At 71.6% G+C, this 23597-nt stretch carries 15 protein-coding genes; 10 read left to right on the forward strand and 5 right to left on the reverse strand.

What is annotated here, in order from left to right; all coding sequences use genetic code 11:
* Nucleotides 1–719 precede the first annotated feature (719 nt).
* Together WME90_RS36750 and WME90_RS36755 are read left to right on the forward strand one after the other, a co-directional pair.
* A complete protein-coding gene (locus tag WME90_RS36750; RefSeq protein ID WP_437276731.1) occupies nucleotides 720–1961 on the forward strand; it encodes a glycosyltransferase in 1242 nt (413 codons plus the stop codon).
* A gap of 66 nt (nucleotides 1962–2027) precedes the next feature.
* Nucleotides 2028–3158 (forward strand): polysaccharide deacetylase family protein, encoded by a 1131-nt coding sequence (locus tag WME90_RS36755; RefSeq protein WP_437276732.1) that lies wholly within the window; start codon nucleotides 2028–2030, stop codon nucleotides 3156–3158.
* Between the two features lie 117 nt (nucleotides 3159–3275).
* Here the strand turns inward: WME90_RS36755 and WME90_RS36760 are convergent, their stop codons facing one another.
* Nucleotides 3276–4151: a helix-turn-helix transcriptional regulator gene (locus WME90_RS36760; protein ID WP_437276733.1), complete on the reverse strand. Its 876-nt coding sequence runs from the start codon at nucleotides 4149–4151 to the stop codon at nucleotides 3276–3278.
* Between the two features lie 418 nt (nucleotides 4152–4569).
* Here WME90_RS36760 and WME90_RS36765 point away from each other — a divergent pair, with 418 nt between their 5' ends.
* Both WME90_RS36765 and WME90_RS36770 read left to right on the forward strand, forming a co-directional pair.
* Entirely contained in the window at nucleotides 4570–5493 is a 924-nt protein-coding gene (locus WME90_RS36765; protein WP_437276734.1) for an SGNH/GDSL hydrolase family protein, read from the forward strand.
* 193 nt (nucleotides 5494–5686) lie between these two features.
* Entirely contained in the window at nucleotides 5687–6553 is an 867-nt protein-coding gene (locus WME90_RS36770; RefSeq protein WP_437276735.1) for a GNAT family N-acetyltransferase, read from the forward strand.
* Nucleotides 6554–6568: 15 nt separating this feature from the next.
* Here the strand turns inward: WME90_RS36770 and WME90_RS36775 are convergent, their stop codons facing one another.
* Entirely contained in the window at nucleotides 6569–7909 is a 1341-nt protein-coding gene (locus WME90_RS36775) for a cytochrome B6 (RefSeq protein ID WP_437283708.1), read from the reverse strand.
* A gap of 590 nt (nucleotides 7910–8499) precedes the next feature.
* Nucleotides 8500–9201: a thermonuclease family protein gene (locus WME90_RS36780; RefSeq protein ID WP_437276736.1), complete on the reverse strand. Its 702-nt coding sequence runs from the start codon at nucleotides 9199–9201 to the stop codon at nucleotides 8500–8502.
* Between the two features lie 552 nt (nucleotides 9202–9753).
* Between WME90_RS36780 and WME90_RS36785 the strand changes: the two genes are divergently transcribed.
* The 3 genes from WME90_RS36785 to WME90_RS36795 all read left to right on the forward strand — a co-directional run bounded on the left by WME90_RS36785 (nucleotide 9754) and on the right by WME90_RS36795 (nucleotide 16326).
* Entirely contained in the window at nucleotides 9754–14028 is a 4275-nt protein-coding gene (locus WME90_RS36785) for a VIT domain-containing protein (RefSeq protein ID WP_437276737.1), read from the forward strand.
* Nucleotides 14025–15305 (forward strand): hypothetical protein, encoded by a 1281-nt coding sequence (locus WME90_RS36790; protein WP_437276738.1) that lies wholly within the window; start codon nucleotides 14025–14027, stop codon nucleotides 15303–15305. The genes WME90_RS36785 and WME90_RS36790 overlap by 4 nt, the downstream gene beginning before the upstream one ends.
* Before the next feature lie 124 nt (nucleotides 15306–15429).
* A complete protein-coding gene (locus tag WME90_RS36795) occupies nucleotides 15430–16326 on the forward strand; it encodes a Uma2 family endonuclease (RefSeq protein ID WP_437276739.1) in 897 nt (298 codons plus the stop codon).
* 54 nt (nucleotides 16327–16380) lie between these two features.
* Here the strand turns inward: WME90_RS36795 and WME90_RS36800 are convergent, their stop codons facing one another.
* Nucleotides 16381–17280 carry a dienelactone hydrolase family protein gene (locus tag WME90_RS36800; RefSeq protein ID WP_437276740.1) on the reverse strand — a complete coding sequence of 300 codons (900 nt, stop codon included), beginning with the start codon at nucleotides 17278–17280 and terminating at the stop codon, nucleotides 16381–16383.
* Between the two features lie 63 nt (nucleotides 17281–17343).
* On the reverse strand, nucleotides 17344–17751 hold the full coding sequence (locus tag WME90_RS36805) for a response regulator (protein WP_437276741.1): 408 nt from the start codon (nucleotides 17749–17751) through the stop codon (nucleotides 17344–17346).
* 1132 nt (nucleotides 17752–18883) lie between these two features.
* Here WME90_RS36805 and WME90_RS36810 point away from each other — a divergent pair.
* From WME90_RS36810 to WME90_RS36820, 3 genes are all read left to right on the forward strand, one after another.
* On the forward strand, nucleotides 18884–19819 hold the full coding sequence (locus WME90_RS36810) for a protocatechuate 3,4-dioxygenase (protein WP_437276742.1): 936 nt from the start codon (nucleotides 18884–18886) through the stop codon (nucleotides 19817–19819).
* Between the two features lie 221 nt (nucleotides 19820–20040).
* Nucleotides 20041–21324, forward strand: coding sequence for a diaminopimelate decarboxylase (locus WME90_RS36815; protein WP_437276743.1), 1284 nt, complete (start codon nucleotides 20041–20043; stop codon nucleotides 21322–21324).
* A 91-nt stretch (nucleotides 21325–21415) separates the two neighbouring features.
* Nucleotides 21416–23419, forward strand: a complete 2004-nt coding sequence (locus WME90_RS36820) for a bifunctional metallophosphatase/5'-nucleotidase (RefSeq protein WP_437276744.1) — start codon at nucleotides 21416–21418, stop codon at nucleotides 23417–23419.
* Nucleotides 23420–23597: the final 178 nt, after the last annotated feature.

Raw genomic sequence — 23597 nt, forward strand, 5'->3', positions numbered from 1 at the left:
TTCCGTGATGAGACGAAGCTCCGAAATCGCCGTCCGGCGCCGCCTTAGGGCGAAGGGCTGCCACCCACGCTCCGTCGCAGATTGGCCCAGTGCGGGTCGCGGCACGCCCTCTACAGTGCTCGGGCCCGCGACGCGCGGCTCATCTTTCGTGACCGGCCGCGACGATCCTTGTAATTGCAACTGAATGAAACGCGGACGGTTTTGAGGCCCCGCCGCCCTCGCACGCCCCCGCCGGGCTCCTCGCCCGGCGAGGCGTCGCTCTCGACGGACGTGGCCAGTCGAAGACTGGGACGGATCTCCTCTGTTCGGCGCCGCGCCCATGTCCTTATCGGGCTGCACAGCCCTGTACTTCGCCCTTGCCATTCATTGCATGATCTACTTGTCAGCTCGCGAATTCGTCGTATAGTGATTTGAGTCGCGCCCTTACCGTCCGCAATGTAATCGTGCGACGTGTTATCGCGCTCGTGTCGGTCCGCCAGGTCGATGCACCGACGGTCCCAGGTCCGCGCCGATGATGCCCTGGACGACGTTGCCGTATCGGATGGCCACGGCGCGACGGGACGACAGCGAGGCGTGGCCGGCGCTGGATGCGCAGGCGAGTCGGATGCTCGGCAGTCCATTCGATGGGGAGGGGTATGGCTGTACAGGCTTTTGTCGGCATCGAGGATCTTGCTCACGCGGAATCGCGGGCTTCCCGGCGGCTCGTCATCGCGCATGTGGTGAGCAGCTTCCAGGCCGGCGGCGTAGAGCAGGTGGTCGTCGATCTCGCGGGGTTCCAGCGCGGCGCGGGTCACGACGTGCTGGCGGTCGCGATCGCCGAAGAGCCCGACGGCCCATGCGCGGATCAGCTCCGGCGGCGCGGGGTCGAGGTGCACCTCGTGCCGAAGTGCCCCGGGTTCGACGCGACGCTCACCGCCCGCCTCGCCGCGCTGTTCGCGACGAGGGGCGTCATGCTCGTCCACGCGCACAACCACCTGCCGCTCATCTACGCGGCGCCCGCCGGGTGGATGCACCGGGTCCCCACCATCCACACGAACCACGGGGTGTCTCAGGACATGCGAGGGCGGCGATGGCTGCGCAGCGTCGCGTCCGCGTTCGTCGACGCCCATGTCGCGGTGTCGCAGTCGACCGCCGCGGTCGCCCTCCGCCAGCGCGAGGTCGACCCGCAGAAGCTGCATGTCGTGGCGAACGGCATCGATCTATGGGAGTTCGGGCCGGATCCGGCGGCGAGGGCCCGGGTGCGCGCGGAGCTCGCGATCCCGCAGGACGCCTGGGTCATCGGGAGCGTCGGGCGCCTCGCTCCCGTGAAGAACCACGCGCTGCTCGTGCGCGCGGCCGCGAGGTCGCTGCCCCGGAGCGGTCGGCTCGTGCTCGTCGGTGAGGGCGACGAGCGCGGGCGGCTCGTCGCGCTCGCGCGCGAGCTCGGCGTGTCCGATCGCGTGCTGTTCGCGGGGGAGCGCGGCGACGTGCCGGCGCTCCTCGCCGCGTTCGATGTGTTCGCGCTGCCGTCCCTGGCCAAGGGCCTGCCGATCGCGCTCCTGGAGGCGATGGCCACGGGGCTGCCGGTCGTTGCGACCGACGTGGGCGGCGTGTCCACCGCGCTCATCGACAGGGAGGCGGGCTTCCTCGTGCCGTCCGACGAGGTCGCGCCGTTCGCCGCGAGGCTCTCGGAGCTCCACGCCGATCCCGCGCGCGCCGCGAAGATGGGCCAGCGCGGCCGGATGACCGCGCTGAGGCGCTACTCCGCCGTCCGGATGGCCGAGCGCTACATGGACCTGTACGCGCTGCTCCTCGTGCGGCGTCCGAGGCGCGTCACATCGGTCCGCCCGAGCGCCCTGCTCGCCCGGGTCTGGGGCGCGAGCCAGACGCCGTCCACCCTCACGAGCGCAGCGTACCTCGGCGACCGGCTGCCTCACGGCGAACACCCATCGTCGCCCTCGCCGGCGGCGATCGCGAGCTGAGCAGGCGGGGCGGCGCCGTCACCGAACTCTGCTGCTGCTGCCGAAGGCTCTCGAGGGGGAGGACTCATGTCGAACGCAACGCGATGGCCCTCGGATCTGCGGGCCGAGCCGTGGGGGGCGCGCCCATTCACGCCGATGATGTACGGCCATGCGACCATCCTCGTGATGCATCGGTTCGCGGACCCGGATCGCGGCATCACGGGCCTCGATCCGCGCGCCCTCCGGCGCGCGCTGCAGTTCCTGAGGAGCGAGCGGTATCCGATCGTGTCGCTCGAGCGGCTCTTCCAGGGCCTCACGGGCGAGGCGCCGCCCATCGATCGAGCCGTCGCCTTCACGATGGATGACGGCACGATCGATCAGGCGACGGTCGCCGCGCCGATCTTCGAAGAGCTCGATTGCCCGGCCACCATCTTCGTGGTGACAGGCTATCTGGACGGCGCGCTGTGGTGCTGGTGGCACCGCGTGGAGTACGTGTTCGAGACGACGCGTCACCGTGAGTTCAGCGTGATGGTGGCCGGCCTCCGCCACATCATCCGCCTGAACGACGGCGCCCCGCGGGCGCAGCACGCGCGGCGCTTCGTGGATCGGTGCACGCGTGTCCCCGAGATCGAGAAGCTCCGCGCCATCGAGCGGCTCGCCGCCGCCGCCGAGGTCGAGCTCCCGGCGCGCCCGCCCGCGCGTTATGCGCCCATGTCGTGGGATGACGTCCGCGCGTGCGAGGCGCGCGGCATCACGTTCGGTCCGCACACGGTCACCCATCCGGTGCTCTCCAGGGCGAGCGAGGAGCAATCGAAGCACGAGATCCACGAGTCCTGGGCGCGCCTGCGCGCGGAGGCCAGGCGCCCGGTCCCCATCTTCTGTTATCCGAACGGGCATGTGGGGACGGACTTCGGTCCTCGCGAGTGCGCGACGCTGCGCCGGCTCGGCTTCGTGGGGGCCGTCACCAGCTCGCCTGGCGACTACGCGACAGTCGGCGGATTCCGGAGCTCGCCGGACGCGCCGTTCTCGGTGCCCCGGATCGACTTCGGCGAGGACCACCGGAGCTTCGTCCGCTCGGTGTCGGGCGGCTTGCGGACCAAGCACGCGCTGCAGCAGCAGCTCGCCCTGCGGCGCGTGGTTGCGCCGGTCGTTCCGGGCCCGATGCTCGATGGATCTCAGGACGAAGCCCAGGGCCCGTCGGCCTCGCCGGGCGAGTGATCGTGGGCCGACGGGAGATCGGATGTCGCCGATCTCCCCCGGCGCTCGGGCATCCCTTCCGGTCATCGCTCTTCTGCCTTCGAGCCAGCGCCCGCGCCGGTCCTGGCCGGCCGGCGGTCACTTCCTTCGGTACGCGCCCGGCGTCGTCCCCGTGCGGCGCTTGAACACCGTCGTGAGGTGCCCCTGATTGGAGAAGCCACACTCCAGAGCGATCTCCGCGATGGACAGCCGCTCGTCCCGGAGCATCGCCATCGCCTTCTCGATGCGGCGCGAAATGACGTACTGATGGGGAGTCTGGTGAAAGGCGTGCTTGAACAAGCGCGAGAAATGGTCCGGCGAGTAGCCCACCAGCCCCGCCAGGTCGACGAGCCCGAAGTTCGAGGAGAGCTCGCTGTCCACGAACTTTTCGATCTGGGTTCGCTGGCTCCTCGAGAGGCTCGCGTTGCGCAGCGAGCTCTCCGCCGCCGCGCCCGCTCCGTAGCGGGCCGAGACGTAGGAAGCCAGCGTCAGGCAGAGCGACTGCACGTAGACGGCTCCAAAGTACTCGTGCGCCTCGGCCTGGGCCTGCAGGCGATGAACCAGGTCGACCACATGGGCGTCGACCAGACCGAACCGCGGACCCCGCTCCGGGACCAGGACGGCCGACGGAGACGCACAAAGAGCCAACATGGACGCTTCGGGAAAGTTCACCGAGGTGCACACCGACGGTCGCCCCAGCCACTCGACGCTGTGAAGCCTGGTCCTCCGAGGCAAGAGGTCTATCATTCCCGAGAGCCGCTCGAAGGAATGCTCCCGGACCTCGCCCGAGGTCGGCTCCTCGAAGCGGATGGCGACCTGCGAAGGGCCTCCCGTCCAGACCAAGATTGCATCGCTCTCCGCGGAGAGTCCCTCGAGCCGGCCGCTCTCGGGCACGTGCCCGATCCGGAGCGGCAGCCCCACCCAGTCCGATCCGGTGAGGGCTGCCCCGTACTTCGCTGAAAACTCCGCTGTCATGCCTAGGATCGCCCCGGAACATCGTCGACGTCGAGGAACACGGGGGTCAAGCTCCTCGTGCGCCGAGCGTGTGTCCGAGCACACACCTCTACTCTCTGCGTGGCGCGTGGCCCGTGGCGCGTGACCCGTGGCGAGTGGCCCGTGGCGCGTGACGCACGGCTCGGATCCCGCGCGTCGGGATCCTGAAAAGCTTCGCCGAGAATTTGAACGACGTCGCCGCGAGCGCTGCGTACCGTCCTGCCACTTCCTCGCAGAATCCGCGCGGGTGTGTGGCATCGAGCCGAGCCCTGCCGATTCTGCCCAAAACATAATTATCCTTTGGTCACCGACCGGGAGCTGTGCTCACATGTCCACCTCTACCTCTCCGCTGCTCGCCCGCCGTGGTGCATTCGGTAGCTTCGCCCGCGGGATTCCGCTCTTGGGACTTCTCTTGGTCAACGCCCTGGCCTGCTCCAGCGCTTCTGATGGGTCGTCCGATGGCTCGGGTGGCTCCGGAGGAGGGGCTACCTCCGGCGGCGCCCAGACCACGAGCGCGGGTGAGGGCTCGGGGGTCTCGTCGACCACGGCCGGAGCGAGCAGCACGACGGGAACCGCGAGCTCGGGCGGTGGGGATTCGACCAGCAGCTCGAGCAGCGCCGGAGGGGCCGGGGGCGCGGGCGGCAGCGGCGGCGGCTCGGCGGAAGCATCGAGCGGAAGCGGGGGCTCGCCGGAGACAGGGTTCCAGCCTTGCCCTGCGACGGGCGCCTGCAAGGTCCTGCCCCTCGGGGACTCGATCACCTTCGGCCTCGGCTTCGACGGCGGATACCGGGTCGAGCTCTTCCACCTCGCCACGCAAGACGGCCACGAGATCACCTTCACGGGCACGCAGCAGATGAACGGCCCCGCGATGGTCGATGGCAAGCCGTTCCCCCGCAATCACGAGGGCATCAGCGGAGAGACCATCCAGCAGATCGCCAATCGTATCCCGACCCCGGGGCTCCGGGACATGCCGCACATCGTGCTGCTCCACGCCGGCACCAATGACATGTATCAAACCCCGAACGGCGCCGACACCCGCCTGGGCGCTCTCATCGACGAGCTGATCGCCAACGCGCCCGACGCGCTGATCGTCGTGAGCAACATCATCCCTTTCCCGAACGGCGCAAACGCGGTCAGCACGTACAACGCCAAGGTCCCCGGGGTGGTCCAGGAGCGAGCCAGCAAGGGCGCGCACGTCATCTTCGTCGATCAGTTCAAGGATTTCCCCACGTCCGAGCTCGGCGACGGGGTCCATCCCAACAAGGCAGGTTACGCCCGGATGGCGGGCGTCTGGTACGACGCGATCTCCGACTACCTGAGGTGAGCCGGCCTCGGGCCGGAGGCGAGCGCCCCTCGGCACCTTGAGCGGCCGAGGATCCCTTGACGGCTGCCCTCGATCTCGACGAGCGCGCCATCGGGCTCATCGCAGAGGTCTTCACCCGCGCCGCGCAGGATCCGGCGTAGCGGCCCTTCGAGGCCGCCCCTTCCCACGCCGGGTCGGCTATCGTCGCGCTGTCATGGTCAACCTCCGGACCCTCGCTACAGGCGACGAGGCCGCCCTCGAGACGTTCCTCGTCCGGCATGCCGACAGCTCGATGTTTCTGCGCTCCAACGTGCGCGCCGCGGGCCTCTCCGACCGCGGCAGACCGTATCAAGCCACCTACGTGGCCGCGTTCGAGCAGGACCGCATCGTCGCCGTCGCCGCGCATTGCTGGAACGGGCTCGTGCTCGTCCAGGCGCCCGTCCACACGGAAGACGTCGCGCGCGCCGCCGTCGAGCGCTCCGGTCGCGCCAAGCGGCTCGGTGTCTCCGGCCCGTACGGGCAGGTCGAGCGCGCCCGCGAGGCGCTCGGCCTGCCCGAGCACGCCGCGGCCCGCGACGGCCGCGAGAAGCTGTTCGCCCTCGATCTCCGGGCGCTCCGCGTGCCCGCCTCGCTGGCTTCCGGCGAGGTGCTCTGCCGCCGTTCCGAGTCCGCCGACGTCGATCGGCTCGCCCGCTGGCGCGCCGCCTACTCCATCGAGCTCTTCGGCTGGTCGCCCGGCCCCGCGCTCGACGCGTCGTCGCGCGAGCAGGTCGCGCGCCAGCACGAGGACGGTGACGCCTACGTCCTGGCGGCGGGCGAACAGACGGTGTCGTGCACGTTCTTCAACGCGCGCCTGCCGGACATGGTGCAAGTCGGCGGCGTGTGGACTCCGCCGGAGCTGCGCGGCCGCGGCTACGCGCGCGCGGCCGTCGCGGGCTCGCTGCTCGCGGCGCGGGACGGCGGCGCGGCGCGCGCGATCCTCTTCACTGGAGCCGAGAACCGCGCGGCCATCGCCGCCTACACGTCGCTCGGGTTCACGCTCGTCGGCGAGTACGGGCTCTTCTTGCTCGCCGGCGCCTGAGGGGGACGCCGCTGGCTAGAGCACCCGCAGGAACGCCGTGAGGTCGGCCTTCTCCTGGGCCGTCAGCTTCGTGCCGAGCACGAGGTTGAAGAACTCCACGGTGTCCTCCAGCGTGAGCAGGCGCCCGTCGTGCAGGTAGGGAGGGCTGTCCTTGATGCCGCGCAGCGGGAAGGTCTTGATGGGGCCGTCCGCGGTGGCCATCCGGCCGTTGATGAGCTCGGGCTTGAAGAAGCACTCTGCCCGCAGGTTGTGCATCAGGTTGTCCGTGTAGTACGGCGCGGCATGGCACGTCCCGCACTGGCCCTTGCCGTGGAAGACCTGCTCTCCGCGGAGCTCCTCCGGCGTGGCCTTCGCGGGATCGAGGCGCCCGTTCAGCGCGAGCTTCGGCGCCGGGGGGAAGTCGAGGATCTCCTGGAACTCGGACATCGCCTGTACCTGGTGCCCGCGGTCCAGGATGTTGATCCCCTTCTTCACCGCGATGACGATGTCACCGTCGAAGTACGCCGCTCGCTGCTCGAACTCGGTGAAGTCCTCGACGGTCTTGAGCGCGCGCTGCGAGCCGAAGAGGCGCTGGATGTTCACGCCGCGCAGCGAGGGGGTGTCGACCCGGTGGCGGAACTCCTGCGGCCTTATGTCGCCCACGAGGTGGGTCGCGTTGTTCGTGTGCCCGTTCGCGTGGCAATCGAAGCAGGCGACGCCGAGGCTCGCCTTCTCCGAGCGCCGGTCCGCTGTCGCGTTGAACTGCATCTGCGGGAACGGCGTGACGAGGAGGCGGAGCCCCTCGAGCTGCTTCGGGTTCAGGATGCCGTTGAAGAGCTCGTAGAAGTTGTCGATCGTGACGAGCTGCCCCTTGGAGACGTCGCCCAGGTCAGGCCGCGTCGTGAGGTAGATCGGCGCCGGAAACTCGGAGATGAGGTGATCCGGAAGATCGAAGTCGAGATCGAAGCGCGTGAGATCGCGCCCGGTCTGGCGCTTCAGCTCCTCGATCTGGAGCTTCGGGAAGACCATCCCCCCCTCCGGCTGGTTCGGGTGCGGAAGAGGCAGGAAGCCCTTCGGCCAGAGCCCCTGATCCCGGATGGCGTCGGGCGTGAGCGCCGCCAGCGATTCCCACGTCGTCCCCTTCTCGAGCTTCACCCGGACGCCACCCTGGACGGGCTTGCCGCGCGACATGGTGACCCCCGGCGCAGGGCGGTTCGCGAGGTCGTACCGCGCCTCGAGCAGCGTCTGGTGGCGCTTCATCACCGCCGGCTTGTCGGCCTTCATCCGGGCGAGCAGCGCGGCGAACGGCTCCTTGTCGTCGACAGGCAGGTAGCTCGTGCGCGGCGTGGCGGGGCCGGGCGGCGGATTCGCGTTCATGGGCGCCCTCGGGCCCGTCGGCGCGACCGCCTCGGCCGTCCCCGGCGGCGCGTCACGTGTGCTGACGGGCTCCAGAGGTCCCGCCGCCGGCGTCGAGGCGCAGTGCACGAGGCCGAGCGAGAGCGCTGCAGTGCACGCGACCATGCACGAGATATCCATTCTCTTCACAGGCATACGAGCGGCTCCTTCACGAGGGTACGTCGTCAGGAATGGCCGGCCGAGCACCCCGCCTCCCAGCGCGGAGCTCCCGCCCGGCGCACACGAATGGCGACTCACCGGGCACACAGCCGAGACACCATGAGCGATTCCGCCCGCAGGCGACTTCTGTGCCAGGGGGGGTGCGCGATGTGCGCTCCGTTCCTGACCAGGAGCGGAGCGGGGCAATTTGCGCGGGAAGTCCTGCCTCCTCGCCCGGATCGGCAAACGAGCACACCTCGCGCCATCGCGCATCGCGGTGCGCACGGGGCTTACGAGCGCGCTCCGTCCAGTCGAGGAGCGGGCGACGCGAGGCAAACTGCCACGATCCGTGGCATCATGGCCGCCTGCGCGACCAGGGCGCCACGGCCAGCTCGCGCGACATGGGAGTCCTGTCAGCCGTCTCCTCCGCGCCGCCCCGGCGTCGCGCGGAAGAACGGCGCCCTGACGTCCCGCGCGTCGAAGAAGAACACCCGATCCCAGGCGGGGACGCGCTCCCGCTCCGCCAGATCGTACACCTCGCCTCGGGACAGGCTGCCGACGAGCTCCGCGCTCGACCGGCCTCGCATCCTCCACCGGAACTCGTACGGGAGCAGGACGCCGCGGTCGCCGAACATGCCGCGATGCTCGGCGAAGGCTCGCCGCGCGGCCTCGGAGAGCTCTCGCGCGTAACGGAGGTTCGGGGCGACGATGTAGGTCGTCGCCAGGCCCTCCTCGAGCATCTGCCGGTTGACGAGCCGACCTCGCGACAGGACGTATCCGAGCACGCGACCGTAAGCGTCGAACGGCTGTTCGTCCGTCTGGATCTCGACCTCGGCGCCATCGGGGAGCAGCTCTGAGAGCCGCGCGGCGGCCACCTCGGCCCAGTAACCTTGCGAGGTGCCGAGGAAGTGTGTCTCCGGCGTATCGATCGAGAGCATGCGGACAGGATAGGTCACGCCCTCCTCGTCGCGCACGCGGAGCGTGTCCCCGTCGACCGTCCTCACCACCTCGGCGAGGAAGCGGTCACCCGGCAGATTTCGGCGCAGCCCCCGCCTCCGGGAGACAAGAGACACGTAGTCGATGAACCTCCGGAACCCCGGAAGCAATCCTGCCATCGCCCCCTCCTATGATGGAAAGCCCCACAGAAGCCGCCGTTCGCGCACCGCGTGGACTATCGCCCTGTCCAGGCGGCCTGTTCCATGAAGATATAGAGAGGGCCCTGGCCCTCTGAAAGCGCTCGCCGCGCCTGACCCGCGGGGCACGAGGTGGCCTGAAGCAGGCATCGAATGGCGAGAACAGGAACGCAAAGACGCAAAGACACAAAGACGCAAAGACGCAAAGACGCAAAGACGCAAAAAGACAAAGAGGGATAAATTCTCTCCTCCTTCGCTCCCTTGGCGCGCCGGATTTCAAACTTTCTTCCGGCGCCCTCACGAGCTTTTTTCTCTTGGCGTCAGGGCGGCTCGAAGCGCGTCTCAGACCAGACCGCAGCCGGATGCGCGCGGCTCGCCGTCCCGCTCCGGGATGGGGCTACGCTTCCTCCGCGCTTTCCCGTTACGATGACCGACGCGATCGCTTCGGTAGATCGCTGCGGGGGGTGAGACGTCTGCATGCGGCCCCGCACTTGGCTCCCGGGGGCGAGGGCCACCGCGGCGAGGAGGTCTTGGATGTCGTCGCACGAAGAGGTAGAGCCGGCCGACGCGCCGGCAGGAGAGGGCGCAGCGAGGGCGGGGGCCGAGCTTGCGCGCCGCAGACGCGGCCTGCGCTTCCGGCTCGCGCTCGGGGCGCTCGCGCTCGCCGCCAGCGTGACCGCGCTCGTCCTGAGCCACGAGACGAAGCCCGAGAAGACAAGCGCCATCGGCGCCCGGCTCGAGCTCTCCTCGGGGGAGGTCACGCTGACGGCGAACGCGCAGGGCGACAGGAAATCGACCGTGGTGTCCGGGATCCCGGTCCCGGTCGGGGCCAAGCTCGCGACCGGAAAGGGCGCGCGGGCGCTCGTCCGGCTCGCGGACGGCTCGGCGGTGTTCCTCCGCGCGGACTCGGAGATCGCGCTCGGCGCAGAGGGGCTCTCGGTCGCCCAGGGCGAGGTGTGGCTCGACGCGCCGCCCGAGGGGCGCGTAGGGCTCTCGCACGCGCTGGGGGACGTCAACGTCTCGGCGGCCGACGCCGGCCTGTCGATGAGGCGCTCGGGCGACGCCGTGAGCGTGTACGTGGCGCGGGGGCTCGCCGTGGTCGCGGCCCCCGGCGGGCGCGTCGAGGTCCACGCAGGGGAGCAGGCGACCGTCGCCGGCAGCGCCGCGCCCAAGGTCGCGCCGCTCGCCTACTGGGAGGACTGGACCGGAGGCATGGGCGACCACCGGCCGCTCGCGGGCGAGGGCAGCGGATCAGGCCGGATCTACGGCGTCGATCTGCAGGGCGCCCCAGGGACGCAGGCGCGCACGCTCGAGATAAGCCGGCAAGCCGTGCGGGCCGTCCTGCGCGACGGCCTCGCCGAGACCGAGGTGGACCAGACCTTCTCGAACCCCGGCGGACGCCAGGTCGAGGGCTGGTACTGGTTCACCGTGCCCGAGCGGGCGATCGTGAGCTCGTTCGCCGTGGAGACCAACGGCGTGCTCGTCGAGGGCGAGGTCATCGAGCGGAAGGAGGCGGCGCAGCGGTACCAGACCGCCGTGCAGACCGGCCACGAGCCGGCGCTGCTCGAGTGGGTCGACGGCCACAGCTACCGCGCCCGCATCTTCCCCGTGCCCGCGAGCGGCTCCCGGCGCGTCGTGCTGCGCTACGTGGAGATGCTCGGCGCGCCGACAGGCAAGCTGACCTATGTTTACCCGATGCGCGGGAGCGAGCCCGTGCAGATCGGCGAGTTCTCCCTCTCCGTGGATCTCGGCCAGGCCGGCCAGGGCCTGCAGATCGCGACGCTCGCCGACGCGGTGATCGAGGACGGCGGGCGTCGGGTGAGCATGCGGCGCAGCGGCTACGAGCCGCGCGCGGACTTCCAGCTCGAGGCCTCCGTCAAGGCGAAGCCGTCGGCGCTGCGGGTGTCGCGCTTCGCCGCGGGCCAGGACCGCGCCGATTACGTGATGGCCCGGTACGTGCCCGACGTGGACTGGACCGAGCTCAAAGAGCTGCCCGCCGACCTCGTCGTCGTGGTCGACACGTCGGCGTCGGCGGACGAGTCGGCGCGGCAGCAGAAGGCGGCGGCGGCCGAGGCGATCCTGCGGGCGATGTCGCCGTCGGACCACTTCGCGCTGATCGCGCTCGACTCGGCGCCTGCGGTCCTGCACCCGAAGGACGGGCTGGCCGAGGCGTCGGACAAGGAGATCTCCGCCGCGCTCACGCGGCTGGCCGAGCACGCGACGGGGGGCGCGACCGACCTCGGCGCCCTGTTCGAGTCGGCGCTCGGGCGCGTGCACGGCAAGGAGCAGCCGGCGGTCATCTACATCGGCGACGGGCTCGCGACGAGCGGCGAGGTGACGGGCGCGCGGCTCGCGGAGCGGCTCCGGCGCTCGCTCACGGCCTCGCGCGCGCGCTTCTTCACGGTCGGCGTCGGCGAGAACGCGAACCACGCGCTGCTCCGCGAGCTCGCGCGCGCCGGAGGAGGACAGGCGTTCCGGATCGACGAGGCCGAGGGCTCGACGTCCGAGGTGCTGCGCCTCGCCGGCGCGATCAAGACGCCGACCATCACCGATCTCTCGATCGACCTCGGCGCAGGGCTCGACGAGCCGATGCTCACCGCGAGCGGCAAGGTGTCGCGCGGCGAGGAGGTGGTGCTGCTCGCGCGCACGCACCACGCGCTGCCGACGAAGGCGATCGTGAAGGGGCGGCTCGCGGGGAAGGAGTACGCCCGCGAGCACCCCATCGAGCTCGATCGGGGCGTCGGCGCGGCGCTGGTGCCGCGCTTCTGGGCGGCCGAGAAGATGCGGCGGCTGCTCGCGGACGGCGACGACATCGAGGCGCACCGCGGCAAGGTGGTGGAGCTCGGGCTCGATTACGGGCTGATCACGCCGTTCACGAGCACGCTGGCGCTCGAGAGCGAGCAGGCCTACCTGAACCAGGGGATCCGGCGGCGGCGCTCGCCGCTGCGGGGCGAGCGGCTGACGGCGCTGACGCCCCAGCGGGAGCGCGAGCTCGCGGCGCTGCTCGCGCCGCCCTCCGCGGCCGTCGCCGCCGGGTGCGCGAGGAGCGAGCCGAGCGCGGCCTACGAGGAGAGCTCGGCGAAGGAAGGCGGCTACGGCGCGAGGGCGCAGGCGGCGGCAGCGCCGGCGCCAGCGATGGCGCCGGCGATCGCGGAGCAGGGCAACGCGCGCGACCAGAGCCCTGGGGGGGACGACGCCCCGCCCCCCGCGCCCGCCGCGACGGCGGCGCGCCCGGCCGAGAACGCCGACGCGGAGCAGGAGCCGGAGCTGCTGAAGCAAGAGGCCGCGGCGAACCAGCCGGCCGCCCCTCGCCGGCTAGCTGCACCCATGAGCGCCCCGGCGGGCGGCACGCTCGGGTTCACGACGGGGACGAGCGGCGGCGTAGCAAGCGCGCCGTCCGACGCCATCCCGCGCCTGGACAAGGCCCGCAAGGCAGCGCCCGCGGCGGTGCGCCCCGCTTCCCGGACCTCTCCGCCGCCGCGGCGCCCGCCGGTCGCGATGGCGCCTTGCAGCGACACCGCGCGGCGGCCGCTCGCCGAGCGCATCGTCGTCTGGTCGAAGCGCCTCGCCCGCGCCACGACGGCGGAGCAGCTCATCGCGCGCTACGAGGGCGCGCTCACGACCTGCGAGCTGCCGGACTGGCGATCGAGGGCCGCGCTCCTCGCGCTCCTCCAGGCGAGGGTGTCCACCGAGGGCGGCGCCGAGGCGCTGCTCGCTCGCTTCGCCGGCGAGCCCGAGGCGCAGCGGTTCATCGCGCACGCGCTCCTCAGGCGGAGCGTGGATCCCGCGATCTCCGCGGCGGTGCGGCGCACGCTCTTCGGGGGCGTCGATCCCAAGGCAAGCTGGACGCTCGTCGACGAGCGGCTCGCGGCGATCCCGAGCGTGGACGAGCGGCTCGCGGTGGTGCGGCAGGCGCTCACCGAGCGGCCCGACGACCCGGAGGGAGAGATCCGGCGGGTGCGCCTCCTCGCGGAGGCAGGGCGGAAGGACGAGGCGCTCGCCTACGGGCGGCGGCTGCGCGACCGCGGCTTCATGAGCCCGACGCTCGCGCTGGAGCTCGGCGACGTGCTCGCGTCGAGCGGCTTCGAGGCGGACGCGCTGCGCACGTACTCGGAGGTCGTCGAGTTCGATCCGGCGAGCCCCGCGTCGCGCGCGATGCTCGGCGACGTCTACCTCCGGCACGGCTGGTACGCGGCGGCGTACCGCCAGTACACGACGCTCACGGATCTCGCGCCTGCCGATCCCCAGGGCTGGCTGAGGCTCGCCGCGGCGGCCGCGGGCGGCGGGCGCGTCGACGAGGCGCTCCGCATCCAGCGCAAGGTCGCCGCCGCGGAGGGCACGCCGGGGCCCGACGATCCGCGCGCGTGGGCGCGGCTCCTGTCGGCGGCGCGCATCGGCCGGCTGCTCGCCGGGGACGGCGGCCCCGCGGCCGGCGCCGAGGCCGAGAGCCTCGCCCGCAAGCTGAAGGAGCTGCAGCTGTTCAGCGGGCCCGGGGCGCTGCGCGTCCTGCTCTGGGAGGACTACGCGGCGGAGCTCGCCCTCGCGGCGCGGGACGGCCAGGTGGACGCGGCGCTCGGCGACGGCACCTTCGCGCCGGCGGTCGGGCTCGCGGCGGTGCAGCTGCCGACCTCCGAGCTCGCGCGCCTCGAGTGGCGCGTCCGGTTCCGCAGCGATCCGCCGGGGCGGGAGGTGCGCTTCGTGGTGACGACGATCGTGTGGGACGGCGCGTCGTTCCGGGTGACGAGCGCGCCGGGGTCGATCGGCGCGAGGGACCGGGAGGTCACGCTCGCGAGCGGCGCGATGCCATGATCGACGTCTCGCTGCTCGGCTGGCTCCTCGTCACGCTGACCTCGCCGCTGTCGCTCGTCCTGCTGCTCGTGGCGCTCGGCTCGGTGGCCTACATCGGCGTGACGGCGCTCGAGGCCGCGCCCCGCCAGCGCGGCGCGCGCGCGATCGGCACGGGCGCGGCGGCCTGCGCGCTCGCGGCCGGGATGGTCGGGCTGCGCGTGGGCGTGGGCGCAGGCGCGGCCCTCCCGACGGCCGCTGTGGGGATCGCCGCCGCGGCCGCCATCGGGGCGACCGCGGCGTGCGCGTGGACCTTCGGCGCGCGCGGCGCGGCGGCGCTCGGGGCGGCGCGTGCCCGCCGGAGCGCCGCGGCGCTGCGCGCAGGCGACGAGCGCCGCCGGCTGCTCGCGGCGAGCCGGCGCGCGTACGACGAGGGAGAAGACCTCGCCGCCGAGACCGCGGCCGCCGACGCCGCCGTCGCGCGGCTGCGCGCCGCGGTCGGCGCGCTGGACGACGCGCGCGCAGCGCTCGAGGCGAAGCGCGGCGGCGCGCAGGACGGGCCGGGGCCTCCGCAGCGACCGGAGGCGAGCGCGATGGCCGAGGACCTCGCGCGCGCGTGCGACGAGGCCGCGCTGAAGCTGTCGATGGGCCAGCGGGTGCTCGCCGCCGCGGAGGCCGCGGCGCTGCGGGTCGCGTGCAACGCGCCGCTCCGGAGGCTGCTGCGGCGGCGTCCACGCGAGGCCACGCAGGCGCTCGCGACCCTGGGCGCGGGCGCGCTCGCGCCGGCGGCGGCGTCGATCGAGGCGTTCCTCGGCGAGGTGCGGGCGGCGCGCGCCGAGGTCGTCGCGATCGCGGAGCAGCGCGCGTCGGGCGCGCCCGGCGCCGTCGACAGCGCGCCCGGCGCGCCCGGTGAAGACGACGCGACAGGCCCGGAGGCGGCGGAGGGGCCGGCGGCCCTCGCGTTGCGCGAGCTCGCCGCGATGGAGTCGGCGTACGGCGCGCTGCTCGATCGGCTGCGCCTGGCGGAGCTCCACGCGTCGACGCGCGCCTCGGTGGAGCAGGTCGAGAGCGCCGCGGGCGCGCTCTCTACGACGGCGAGGGCCGCGGCGATCGACCCGGCGGCGATCGGCGCGCTCGTGACGGAGATCGCGCACGCCGAGTCGGCCGTCGCCGCCGCCGCGCCGGAGGCCGGGGGCTCGCGCGCGCTCGCCGAGGCGCTCGCCGCGGGCTCGGCGGCGCTCGATCGGAGCGACGCGACGTCGCTGTCGGAGCTCATCGCAGCGTTGCGCGAGCTCCGGTGAAGCGATGAGCGACGGCTGCCGCTGAAAATCGAACGTGGAACAAGGCGTGACCGTAAGGGGTCACCTTGGTGCGCGGCGCCCTCGAAGCCTCCCCGAGCGAGGTGGGTTGAGCTAGGCTTTGCGTGTGGTTCAGGCCCTCCCTACCGGTTATCTCTTCGACCCCGCGGACCCGCGCGCGCCGACGAGCGAGCAGTGGGCGCGGATGACCCCGGCCGAGCGCGCGCGCGTCGTGGACATGCTCCCCGCCGAGGTCCCGCTGGAGCTCATGCCTCCCGAGGGGGACGCGCACCGCAAGGCGAAGCGCGACGCGCTGGACGCCTTGGACGGCTTCTTCCGCCGCACCGCCCGCAAGATCTATCTCTCTTCCGAGCTCGCCGTCTTCTACCCGGGCGAGCCGGGGTTCGCGCCCGACCTGCTGGCCGTCGTCGACGTCGAGCCTCACGAGCGGATGAAGTGGGTGGTCGACCACGAGGGCAAGGGGCTCGATCTGGTGATCGAGGTCCACGTGGCCGGCAGCCGCACGAAGGATCACCAGACCAACGTCGACAGGTACGCGCGGCTCGGCATCCGCGAGTACTTCCTCTTCGACCGCGCCCGCCTGCGCCTGCACGCCTACAGGCTGCCCGCGGCCCAGGAAGGCGACCCCTCACGACCGCGCGCCTACCAGCGGATCGTGCCTCAAGCTGGCCGGTTCGCGTCCGAGGTGCTCGGCCTCGATCTCCTGCTCGACGGCACGCGCCTCCGCTTCTTCGCGGGCAACGCCCCTCTCGAGGACGCCGATGAGAGGATCGCCCGCCTCGGCGGGATGCTCGATCAAGTCATCGCCCACCAGGAGGACGCGCAGCGCGTCGCCGAGGAGCTGGCCGCGGAGCTCGACAGGGAGCGGCGCCTGCGCGAGGAAGAGCAGCGCCTGCGCGAGGAAGAGCAGCGCCTGCGCGAGGAAGAGCAGCGCCTGCGCGAGGAGACAGAGAGGCAGCTGGAGCAGGCGCGCGCAGAGATAGAGCGGCTCAAGGCCCGCTGAGCGCCTGGCCGCCGAGGGGGAGGCCGCCCGACCGAACGGCCCCCGCCACGCCGCTCACTGCCCCTTCAGCTTCGCCGCCAGGAACCGCCGCGCCTTCTCCCACGCATCCGCCGCGGCCTTCGTGTTGTACCGCTCGCCCGACGGGTTCGCGAAGGCGTGATCGGCGTCGTACCGGAGCACCTCGTGCTCGATGCCGGCCTCGTGGAGCGCCTTGTCGAACTCGTTGACGACCTCGGGCGGAATGCCCTTGTCCTGATTGCCGAAGATGCCGAGCACAGGCGCCTTGATCGCCTTGAGCTGCGCGGGATCGGTGACGAGCCGGCCGTAGTAGAGGACGGCCGCGTCGAGCTCGGGCTCGTTCAGCGCGAGCTTGAGCGACCACGCGCCGCCGAAGCACCACCCGATCGAGGCGGTGCGCGGCGCCATCACGCGCGCGTCCGTCGTGAGGAAGCGGTGCGCCGCGCGCACCGTCTCGAGCCCCTTCGCCTCGTCGACCGCCTTCATCGCCGCCATCGCGTCGTCCGGCGTGGTCGCGACCTTGCCGCCGTAGAGGTCCACGGCGATCGCCGCATACCCGTCCTCCGCGAGGCGATCGGTCCAGTGCTTGATGTGCTCGTTCAGGCCCCACCACTCGTGGATGACGACGACGCCCGGGATCGGCGGCTTCGCGTCCCGCGGCAGGCTCAGGTACGCCCGCGTGCCGGCCACCTCGACCGCCTGTCCTCGCGCGGGCGGGGCCTTGTCGGTCCTGAGCTCGTGGAGCGCCTTGAAGTCCTCCTCCGAGAGCAGCCCGGTCGGGCCGTCCGCGGCGCCGGGCGATGCAGGCGCCGGCGCCGCGGTCCCGGGCGGCGGCTCGACATGGGGCGCGGGAGACGAGGCAGAGCAGGCGGTCGCGACGAGCAGCGCCAGCGGCGCAGCCAGGCGGAAGCGGCAGAGGTGGGACAGGAGCGTCATGGCCGGCACCCTACCAGCTCGGAGCGCTGCGCCGGAAGCCTCGACGCGAGGCGTCGCGCTCGCTTACGTCGCGACGCGCAGGCGCAGCTGGCTCGACGCGAGCCCCCGCCGGACGGCGGACGCGAGCGTCTCCGGGGCGAACGGCTTGGCGACGAACGCATGGGCGCCGAGCCGGAACGCGCGCTCGCGCTCACGCGACGAGGACATCGACGAGACGATGACGACCGCGACGTCGCGGTGGTGCCGGCTCTGCCGGATGAAACGGATGAGCTCCAGGCCGTCGATGTCCGGCAGCTGGATGTCGATGATCACCGCGTCGTAGGCGCTCCCGTGCATCCGCCGGAGCGCCTCGAACCCGCTCGCCGTCTCGGCGATCTCCACCGCTGGACCGAGCGCCGGCGCTCCCTCGAGCGCGGCTCGCATGTGCGCCCGCATCGCGGCGGAGTCGTCGATGAGAAGGATGCGGGTCATGCAGGGGGTCCGGCTCGGGCTCTCGAGGGGGCGCCTAGTACAACACAATCGACAAAATCAGAAGAGGTTGTCATCTTTCCGACACCGGGCGTGTCCTGTACGCTGGGCCCTCGTGCCCTCCAGGGCCCGGCTGCGCCAGCACCGCCACCGCCCGCAACGAGGTCCCACACCGAGCGGGAGCGCGGTGATCGCGCCTCGCCGTCCCCCGGGCAGGGGCTGGCTGCAGCCCGAGCGAGCGGGCTCATCCGCTGTCACGAGCCGACCAGCACGGGCAACCACAAGGACCCGAGCCTTCCCCGCCCCCCTCGGCCGCCGCTCCGACCGACGGGATCAGCGCCAGTCAAGTGCCCCACGGCGGCCTCCCAGGGCCGGCATGGGCCCTCCTCGAGCCCCGCGGCGTGATCACATCGGCCCGGTCCGGGAATTCGTCTGAGTCACACAGCGATCTTGCGCGCGCTGCACTTATTCGCCAGGGCTGCTTCGATGAGAGCCCCGGCTCTTTCACTCTATATCTAGACGAGGCGGGAAAAGGACGAGATGCGACGAGCCCGGCGGCAAGGGCACGGTCCGTGCTCAGCAATACGGAGTGAAATCCTCCCTGGGAGCTCGGTCCTGTCCTCACCAGCCCCCCGCGAGTCGACTCGGCGTCAACAGCGAAGCGCCCGATTCTCCCGCGTCCAGAAGATGAATCTATCCTTTTGACGACGAAATCGAGCGACGATATTCCCGTTTGCCGTCCGTCGCTCTGCGACCGCGTACCTCGGCGCGTCGCTCGGTTCTTACTTAGGAGGGGCAAGCCGGTATGTCCTTGAAGCCCTGTCTCACCGTGAACAGCGGGTGGGGCAGCCTGTCCTCGAGCAGCTTCGGTGACCGTGCCCCTCGACCCGTCTTCGGCGCGCTCATCCCGCCGCTCGCCATGGCGGCGAGCCGGACGAGCACAAGGTTCCCACCACGGCGAGACCGTCCTCGTCCTCTCCGACGAGCAGACGATGCCGCGCTGTGGCGTGGGGCTCCCAGCCGACCAGCTGGGGCTCATTCGCCCTTCGATCGAGGGCGGGGCGCCGATCCCTGTCCAGTCAAATCACGGTGATTCCACGGGTCAGATCAGCGACTTATCGAAGGAGACGGTTGTATGGGGAATAGGCAAGGAGCCGTGCCGCGAGATCTGCTCGACTGGGTCTTCAACCGTCGGCAGCCCCTCGTCAAGCTCGGGGCGCTCGCCATCATCGCGCCCGTGCTCGTGTCCTGCCGCGAGGACGGCGACACGGACGGCGACCTGAGCGGGCGCGGCACCGGCGACCGAGGAGACGCATGGGGCCGCCCTGGCACAAACGGCACCAGCACCACCGGCCCCTTCGGCGCGAGCTCGAGCAGCGCTTGCGCAGGCACCGGTGGCGGCGTGGGCGCGGACGGCGCCGACGCGCTGGCTCCGTCGATCTTCGAGCACGCCGGCAGCTGCGGATTGACCGCCACGGACATCGGGGGTCCGTTCTTCATCGACGACAGCGAGATCCCGAACGACATCAGCCTGTTTCGCAGCGACATCCGGGACGACCACCCCGGCTGCGAGCTCCGGCTCTATATCCGCCTGCTCGACGCCCGGAACAACTGCGAGCCCATCGCCGATGCCGAGGTCTACGTCTGGCACTGTGACGCGGATGGGCACTACAGCAGCTTCGAGAATCAACCCCCCTCCACGTCGTACACGGGCGTCGCCGACCGTACGCCGGAGAACCTGGACCGGTTCTGCCGCGGCGTGCAGCTCTCCGACCGCAACGGGATCGTGGGCTTCACGTCGATCTACCCCGGGTGGGACGCGGGGCGGCCGGTCCACGTCAACATGGTCGCTCGCATCAACGGAGCCGCGACCAGGCTGATCACGACGCAGCTCCATTTCGATGCGGACCTCAGCGCGGAGGTCTTCCAGAACGAGCCCGCCTACGCGGCTCGCTCGACGAACATCCCGGCGTCCAGCCTCAATCCGCCGCCAGGCGACGTGCCCATGCCGAGGACGACGTACACCTCGGGGCTGGTCACCGGCATTCTGAACATCATCGTCAACGCCTGAGCGCACGGGTGTTCCCGGGTCGAGCTGGGGGCCTGTGCATCACCGCCCCCCAGCTCGACCCGGGGATCCCTGAGCAAGCCGGGACGGCGCCTGCGCTTCTGCCTCCCGAGCTTCCGAACGTCGCGAAATTCCGAGAAACAGCGCGCCTCTCCTGTCCGCCGCACCGGCGTGGGGGGGGGACAATCTCCCTCCAGGGCGCCAGACTGCGGTAGGGAGGTTTCATGAGCGACACGGACCGGCTGGATCCCGCGAGCATGGCGCATGCGTTCCGCGAGGCGCGGCGCCTCGGGATGGATGTGGAGCCCGCGGTCCTGTTCCACGACCTGGGGCGCATGCGGGCGCGCATCGGCCGGATCGGCGCGGCGTTCCCGGCAGGCGCCCTTCACACCGTGGCGATCAAGGCGAATCCCCTCGTCGAGGTCCTGCGGGCGGCGGTCGAGTGCGGCGCGGGGCTCGAGGCGGCCTCGCTCGAGGAGGTGAAGCTCGCGCTCGCCGCCAGCTGCCCGCCCGGCCGCGTCGTCTACGACTCTCCCGCGAAGTCCCGCGCCGACATCGCGGAGGCCCTCCGCCTGGGCGTGCGGATCAACGCCGACAACCTCGATGAGCTCGAGCGCATCGACGAGCTCGTCCGCGCCCGGGGGACGACCAGCCGCATCGGGCTGCGGATCAACCCGCAGGTCGGGGCTTCCAGCATCGCCCTGACCAGCGTCGCGGATCGGCGGTCCAAGTTCGGGGTCCCCCTTGAACAGGCCGACGCCGTGCGCGCCGCCTTCGCGCGGTACCCGTGGCTCGCCGGGCTGCACGTGCACGTCGGCTCGCAGGGGTGCGCGCTCTCGCAGCTCGTCGACGGCATCCGCCGCGTCGAGGCGCTGCGGCAGGAGCTCCGGCGCGCGATGGGGCCGCTCGCCGCCGGCACCATGGATATCGGCGGCGGTCTGCCGGTCGCCTACCGGAGCGCGGACCGCCCCCCGGCGCTCGAGGACTACGCGGCCGCGCTGCGGATCGAGGCGCCGACGCTCTTCGAGGAGGGGACCACGCTGATCACCGAGTTCGGGCGCTGGGTCCAGGCGGGCTGCGGCTTCGCGGTCTCGCGGGTGGAGTACGTGAAGAAGGACTCGGCGGGGCGCACCGCGATCCTGCATGTCGGGGCCGACTTCCTGCTGCGCCGCGCTTATCACCCGGACGACTGGCACCATGACTTCGTGGCGCTCGATCCCGACGCCGCACCCAAGGAGGGGCCGCTCTCGCCGTGCACCCTCGGCGGCCCGCTCTGCTTCGGCGGCGACGTGCTGGCCCGCGATCTCGCGTTTCCGGAGCTGTCGCCCGGCGATCTCGTGCTCATCCGCGACACGGGGGCTTACACGCTGAGCATGTGGTCCCGCCACTGCAGCCGCGGGATCCCCGCGGTGCTCGGCGTCGACGCCGGCGCCCTCCAGGTCCTGCGCGAGCGCGAGCTGCCCGAGGACGTCGTCGCGTTCTGGAGCCGCGGTCGCGGCCGGCCATGAGCCCTCCGCGCGGCGTTCACACGGCCGTTTCCACGGGAACCCAGCATGTGAGAGCATGGAGCGGCGAGCGCTGCGGCGTGGAGGAGCAGAGATGAGATCGAGCGGAGCTTCCTGGGTCCTCGGGCGATGCACGCGAGCGTGGCGGGTCACGCTCCTCGGAGCCGGGCTGTGCCTGCCGCCGGTCGCCAGCGCGAGCTGCGGCGATGACGGGGCGACTTCCCCCGCCGCGGCGTCCAGCGGCAGCGGCGGCGCGACGGGCACCAGCTCGGGTGGCGGCGGTGCGGCTGGCTCGGGCGGCTCCGGTGGCGGCGCGGCTGGCTCGGGCGGCTCCGGCGGCAGCGACGCGGTTGGCTCCGGTGGCGCCGGCGGCTCGGGCGGCTCCGGCGGCAGCGACGCGGTTGGCTCCGGTGGCGCCGGCGGCTCGGGCGGCTCCGGCGGCGCGGGCGGCTCCGGCGGCGCGGGCGGCGCGGGCGGCGACACCGTGAGCGTGCAGATCCTCGCCTTCAACGACTTCCACGGCAACCTGGAGCCCCCCGGTGGCAGCAGCGGCAGGATCACCGTGCCTGGCACCCCCACCAGCACCACCGTGGACGCCGGCGGCGTGACTTACCTGGCGTCCCGAGTCGCCGCGCTCCGCGCCACGAACCCGAACACCGTGGTGGTCTCGGCCGGCGACCTCATCGGCGCGAGCCCGCTCGTGTCGGCGCTGTTCCACGACGAGCCCACGATCGAGGCCATGAACCTCCTCGGCCTCGACATCAACGGCGTCGGAAACCACGAGTTCGACAAGGGCACGGCGGAGCTCCTCCGGATGCAGTACGGCGGGTGCAGCCCGACCGACGGCTGCGCGGATGGCACCTTCTTCCCGGGCGCGAGCTTCAAGTTCCTCTCTGCCAACGTCGTCGTGGACACGACGACCGGCAGGACGCTCTTCCCGCGCTACGACGTCCGCGAGTTCGACGGCGTGAAGATCGCCTTCATCGGCATGACGCTCGAGGACACGCCATCCATCGTGACGCCGATCGGCGTCGCGGGGCTGTCGTTCATGGATGAGGTCGACACGGTGAACGACATCGTCCCGGAGCTCCAGGCGCAGGGCATCGAGGCGATCGTCGTGCTGCTCCACGAGGGAGGTCTCCCCACCGGCGGCTTCAACGAGTGCCCGGGCATCTCCGGCCCCATCGTCGACATCGCCATGAACCTCGATCCCGCCGTGGACGTGATCGCCTCAGGGCACACCCACCAGGCGTACAACTGCATCCTCGGCGACAAGATCGTGACGAGCGCGGCCTCGTTCGGTCGGCTGGTGACAGACATCGATCTGGAGATCAGCAAGAGCACGGGCGACGTGACGGCGAAGGCGGCGAACAACGTCATCGTGACGCGCGAGGCGCCCGACGCGGGGGTGAACACCCTGGTGACGCGCTACAAGGACCTCGCGGCGCCGCTGGCCAACGAGCAGGTCGGCGCGATCACCGCGAACCTCGATCGCGCGGTCCCGGCCATGGGCGCGGGGCTGTTCACGATGGGCGCGGTCATCGCCGACGCCCAGCTCGCCGCCACGCGCGACGCGAGGACCGGCGGGGCCGAGATCGCGTTCATGAACCCGGGCGGCGTCCGCACGGACCTCACCTACGCGGCCTCTCCCAGCGAGCCCCTCGACGGGGTGGTCACGTTTGGTGAGGTGTTCGCGGTGCAGCCCTTCGGCAACAGCCTTGTCGTGATGACCCTCACGGGGGCGCAGATCCACACGCTGCTGGAACAGCAGTTCCGGCTGGACGCGGGGGGCGTGCAGCGGAGCGTGATCCTGCAGGTCTCGAACGGCTTCACGTACACCTACAGCCAGAGCGCGCCCGTCGGAGCGAAGGTCGATGTCGCCTCGATCCGGATCAACGGCGTCCCGATCGAGGCGACGCGGACCTACCGGGTAACGGTGAACAGCTTCCTGGCGACGGGCGGCGACGGCTTCACCGTGCTCAACGACGGCACCGATCGGCTCGGCGGCGCGCTGGATCTGGACGCGCTGCGGGACTACTTCGCGGCGAGCTCGCCCATCTCCCCGCCCGCGCTCGACCGGATCACGGTCGTGCCCTGATCGGGCCTCCGGGATAGATCGTTCACGTTGCTGGCACCTCGTCGCCCGAGGCATACCTCGTGGGCGACGACGAACAATACGCGTCGATTCGCTGCGAGCGCTGCGTCGCGATGAACGACGTGAGCGACCGTTTGGCGCGCTCCGGCCTGCAGATGTCCTGAGAGGAATGACGCTGCGC

This window comes from Sorangium sp. So ce375, assembly GCF_051473855.1.
GTDB lineage: Bacteria > Myxococcota_A > Polyangia > Polyangiales > Polyangiaceae > Sorangium.

Coding starts and splice junctions, on each gene's coding strand:
- WME90_RS36810 (WP_437276742.1), top strand. CDS start 18,884: ATGGGGAATAGGCAAGGAGCCGTGCCGCGAGATCTGCTCGACTGGGTC.
- WME90_RS36820 (WP_437276744.1), top strand. CDS start 21,416: ATGAGATCGAGCGGAGCTTCCTGGGTCCTCGGGCGATGCACGCGAGCG.
- WME90_RS36780 (WP_437276736.1), bottom strand. CDS start 9,201: ATGGCAGGATTGCTTCCGGGGTTCCGGAGGTTCATCGACTACGTGTCT.
- WME90_RS36800 (WP_437276740.1), bottom strand. CDS start 17,280: ATGACGCTCCTGTCCCACCTCTGCCGCTTCCGCCTGGCTGCGCCGCTG.
- WME90_RS36790 (WP_437276738.1), top strand. CDS start 14,025: ATGATCGACGTCTCGCTGCTCGGCTGGCTCCTCGTCACGCTGACCTCG.
- WME90_RS36770 (WP_437276735.1), top strand. CDS start 5,687: ATGGTCAACCTCCGGACCCTCGCTACAGGCGACGAGGCCGCCCTCGAG.
- WME90_RS36755 (WP_437276732.1), top strand. CDS start 2,028: ATGTCGAACGCAACGCGATGGCCCTCGGATCTGCGGGCCGAGCCGTGG.
- WME90_RS36785 (WP_437276737.1), top strand. CDS start 9,754: ATGTCGTCGCACGAAGAGGTAGAGCCGGCCGACGCGCCGGCAGGAGAG.
- WME90_RS36805 (WP_437276741.1), bottom strand. CDS start 17,751: ATGACCCGCATCCTTCTCATCGACGACTCCGCCGCGATGCGGGCGCAC.
- WME90_RS36760 (WP_437276733.1), bottom strand. CDS start 4,151: ATGACAGCGGAGTTTTCAGCGAAGTACGGGGCAGCCCTCACCGGATCG.
- WME90_RS36815 (WP_437276743.1), top strand. CDS start 20,041: ATGAGCGACACGGACCGGCTGGATCCCGCGAGCATGGCGCATGCGTTC.
- WME90_RS36775 (WP_437283708.1), bottom strand. CDS start 7,909: ATGAACGCGAATCCGCCGCCCGGCCCCGCCACGCCGCGCACGAGCTAC.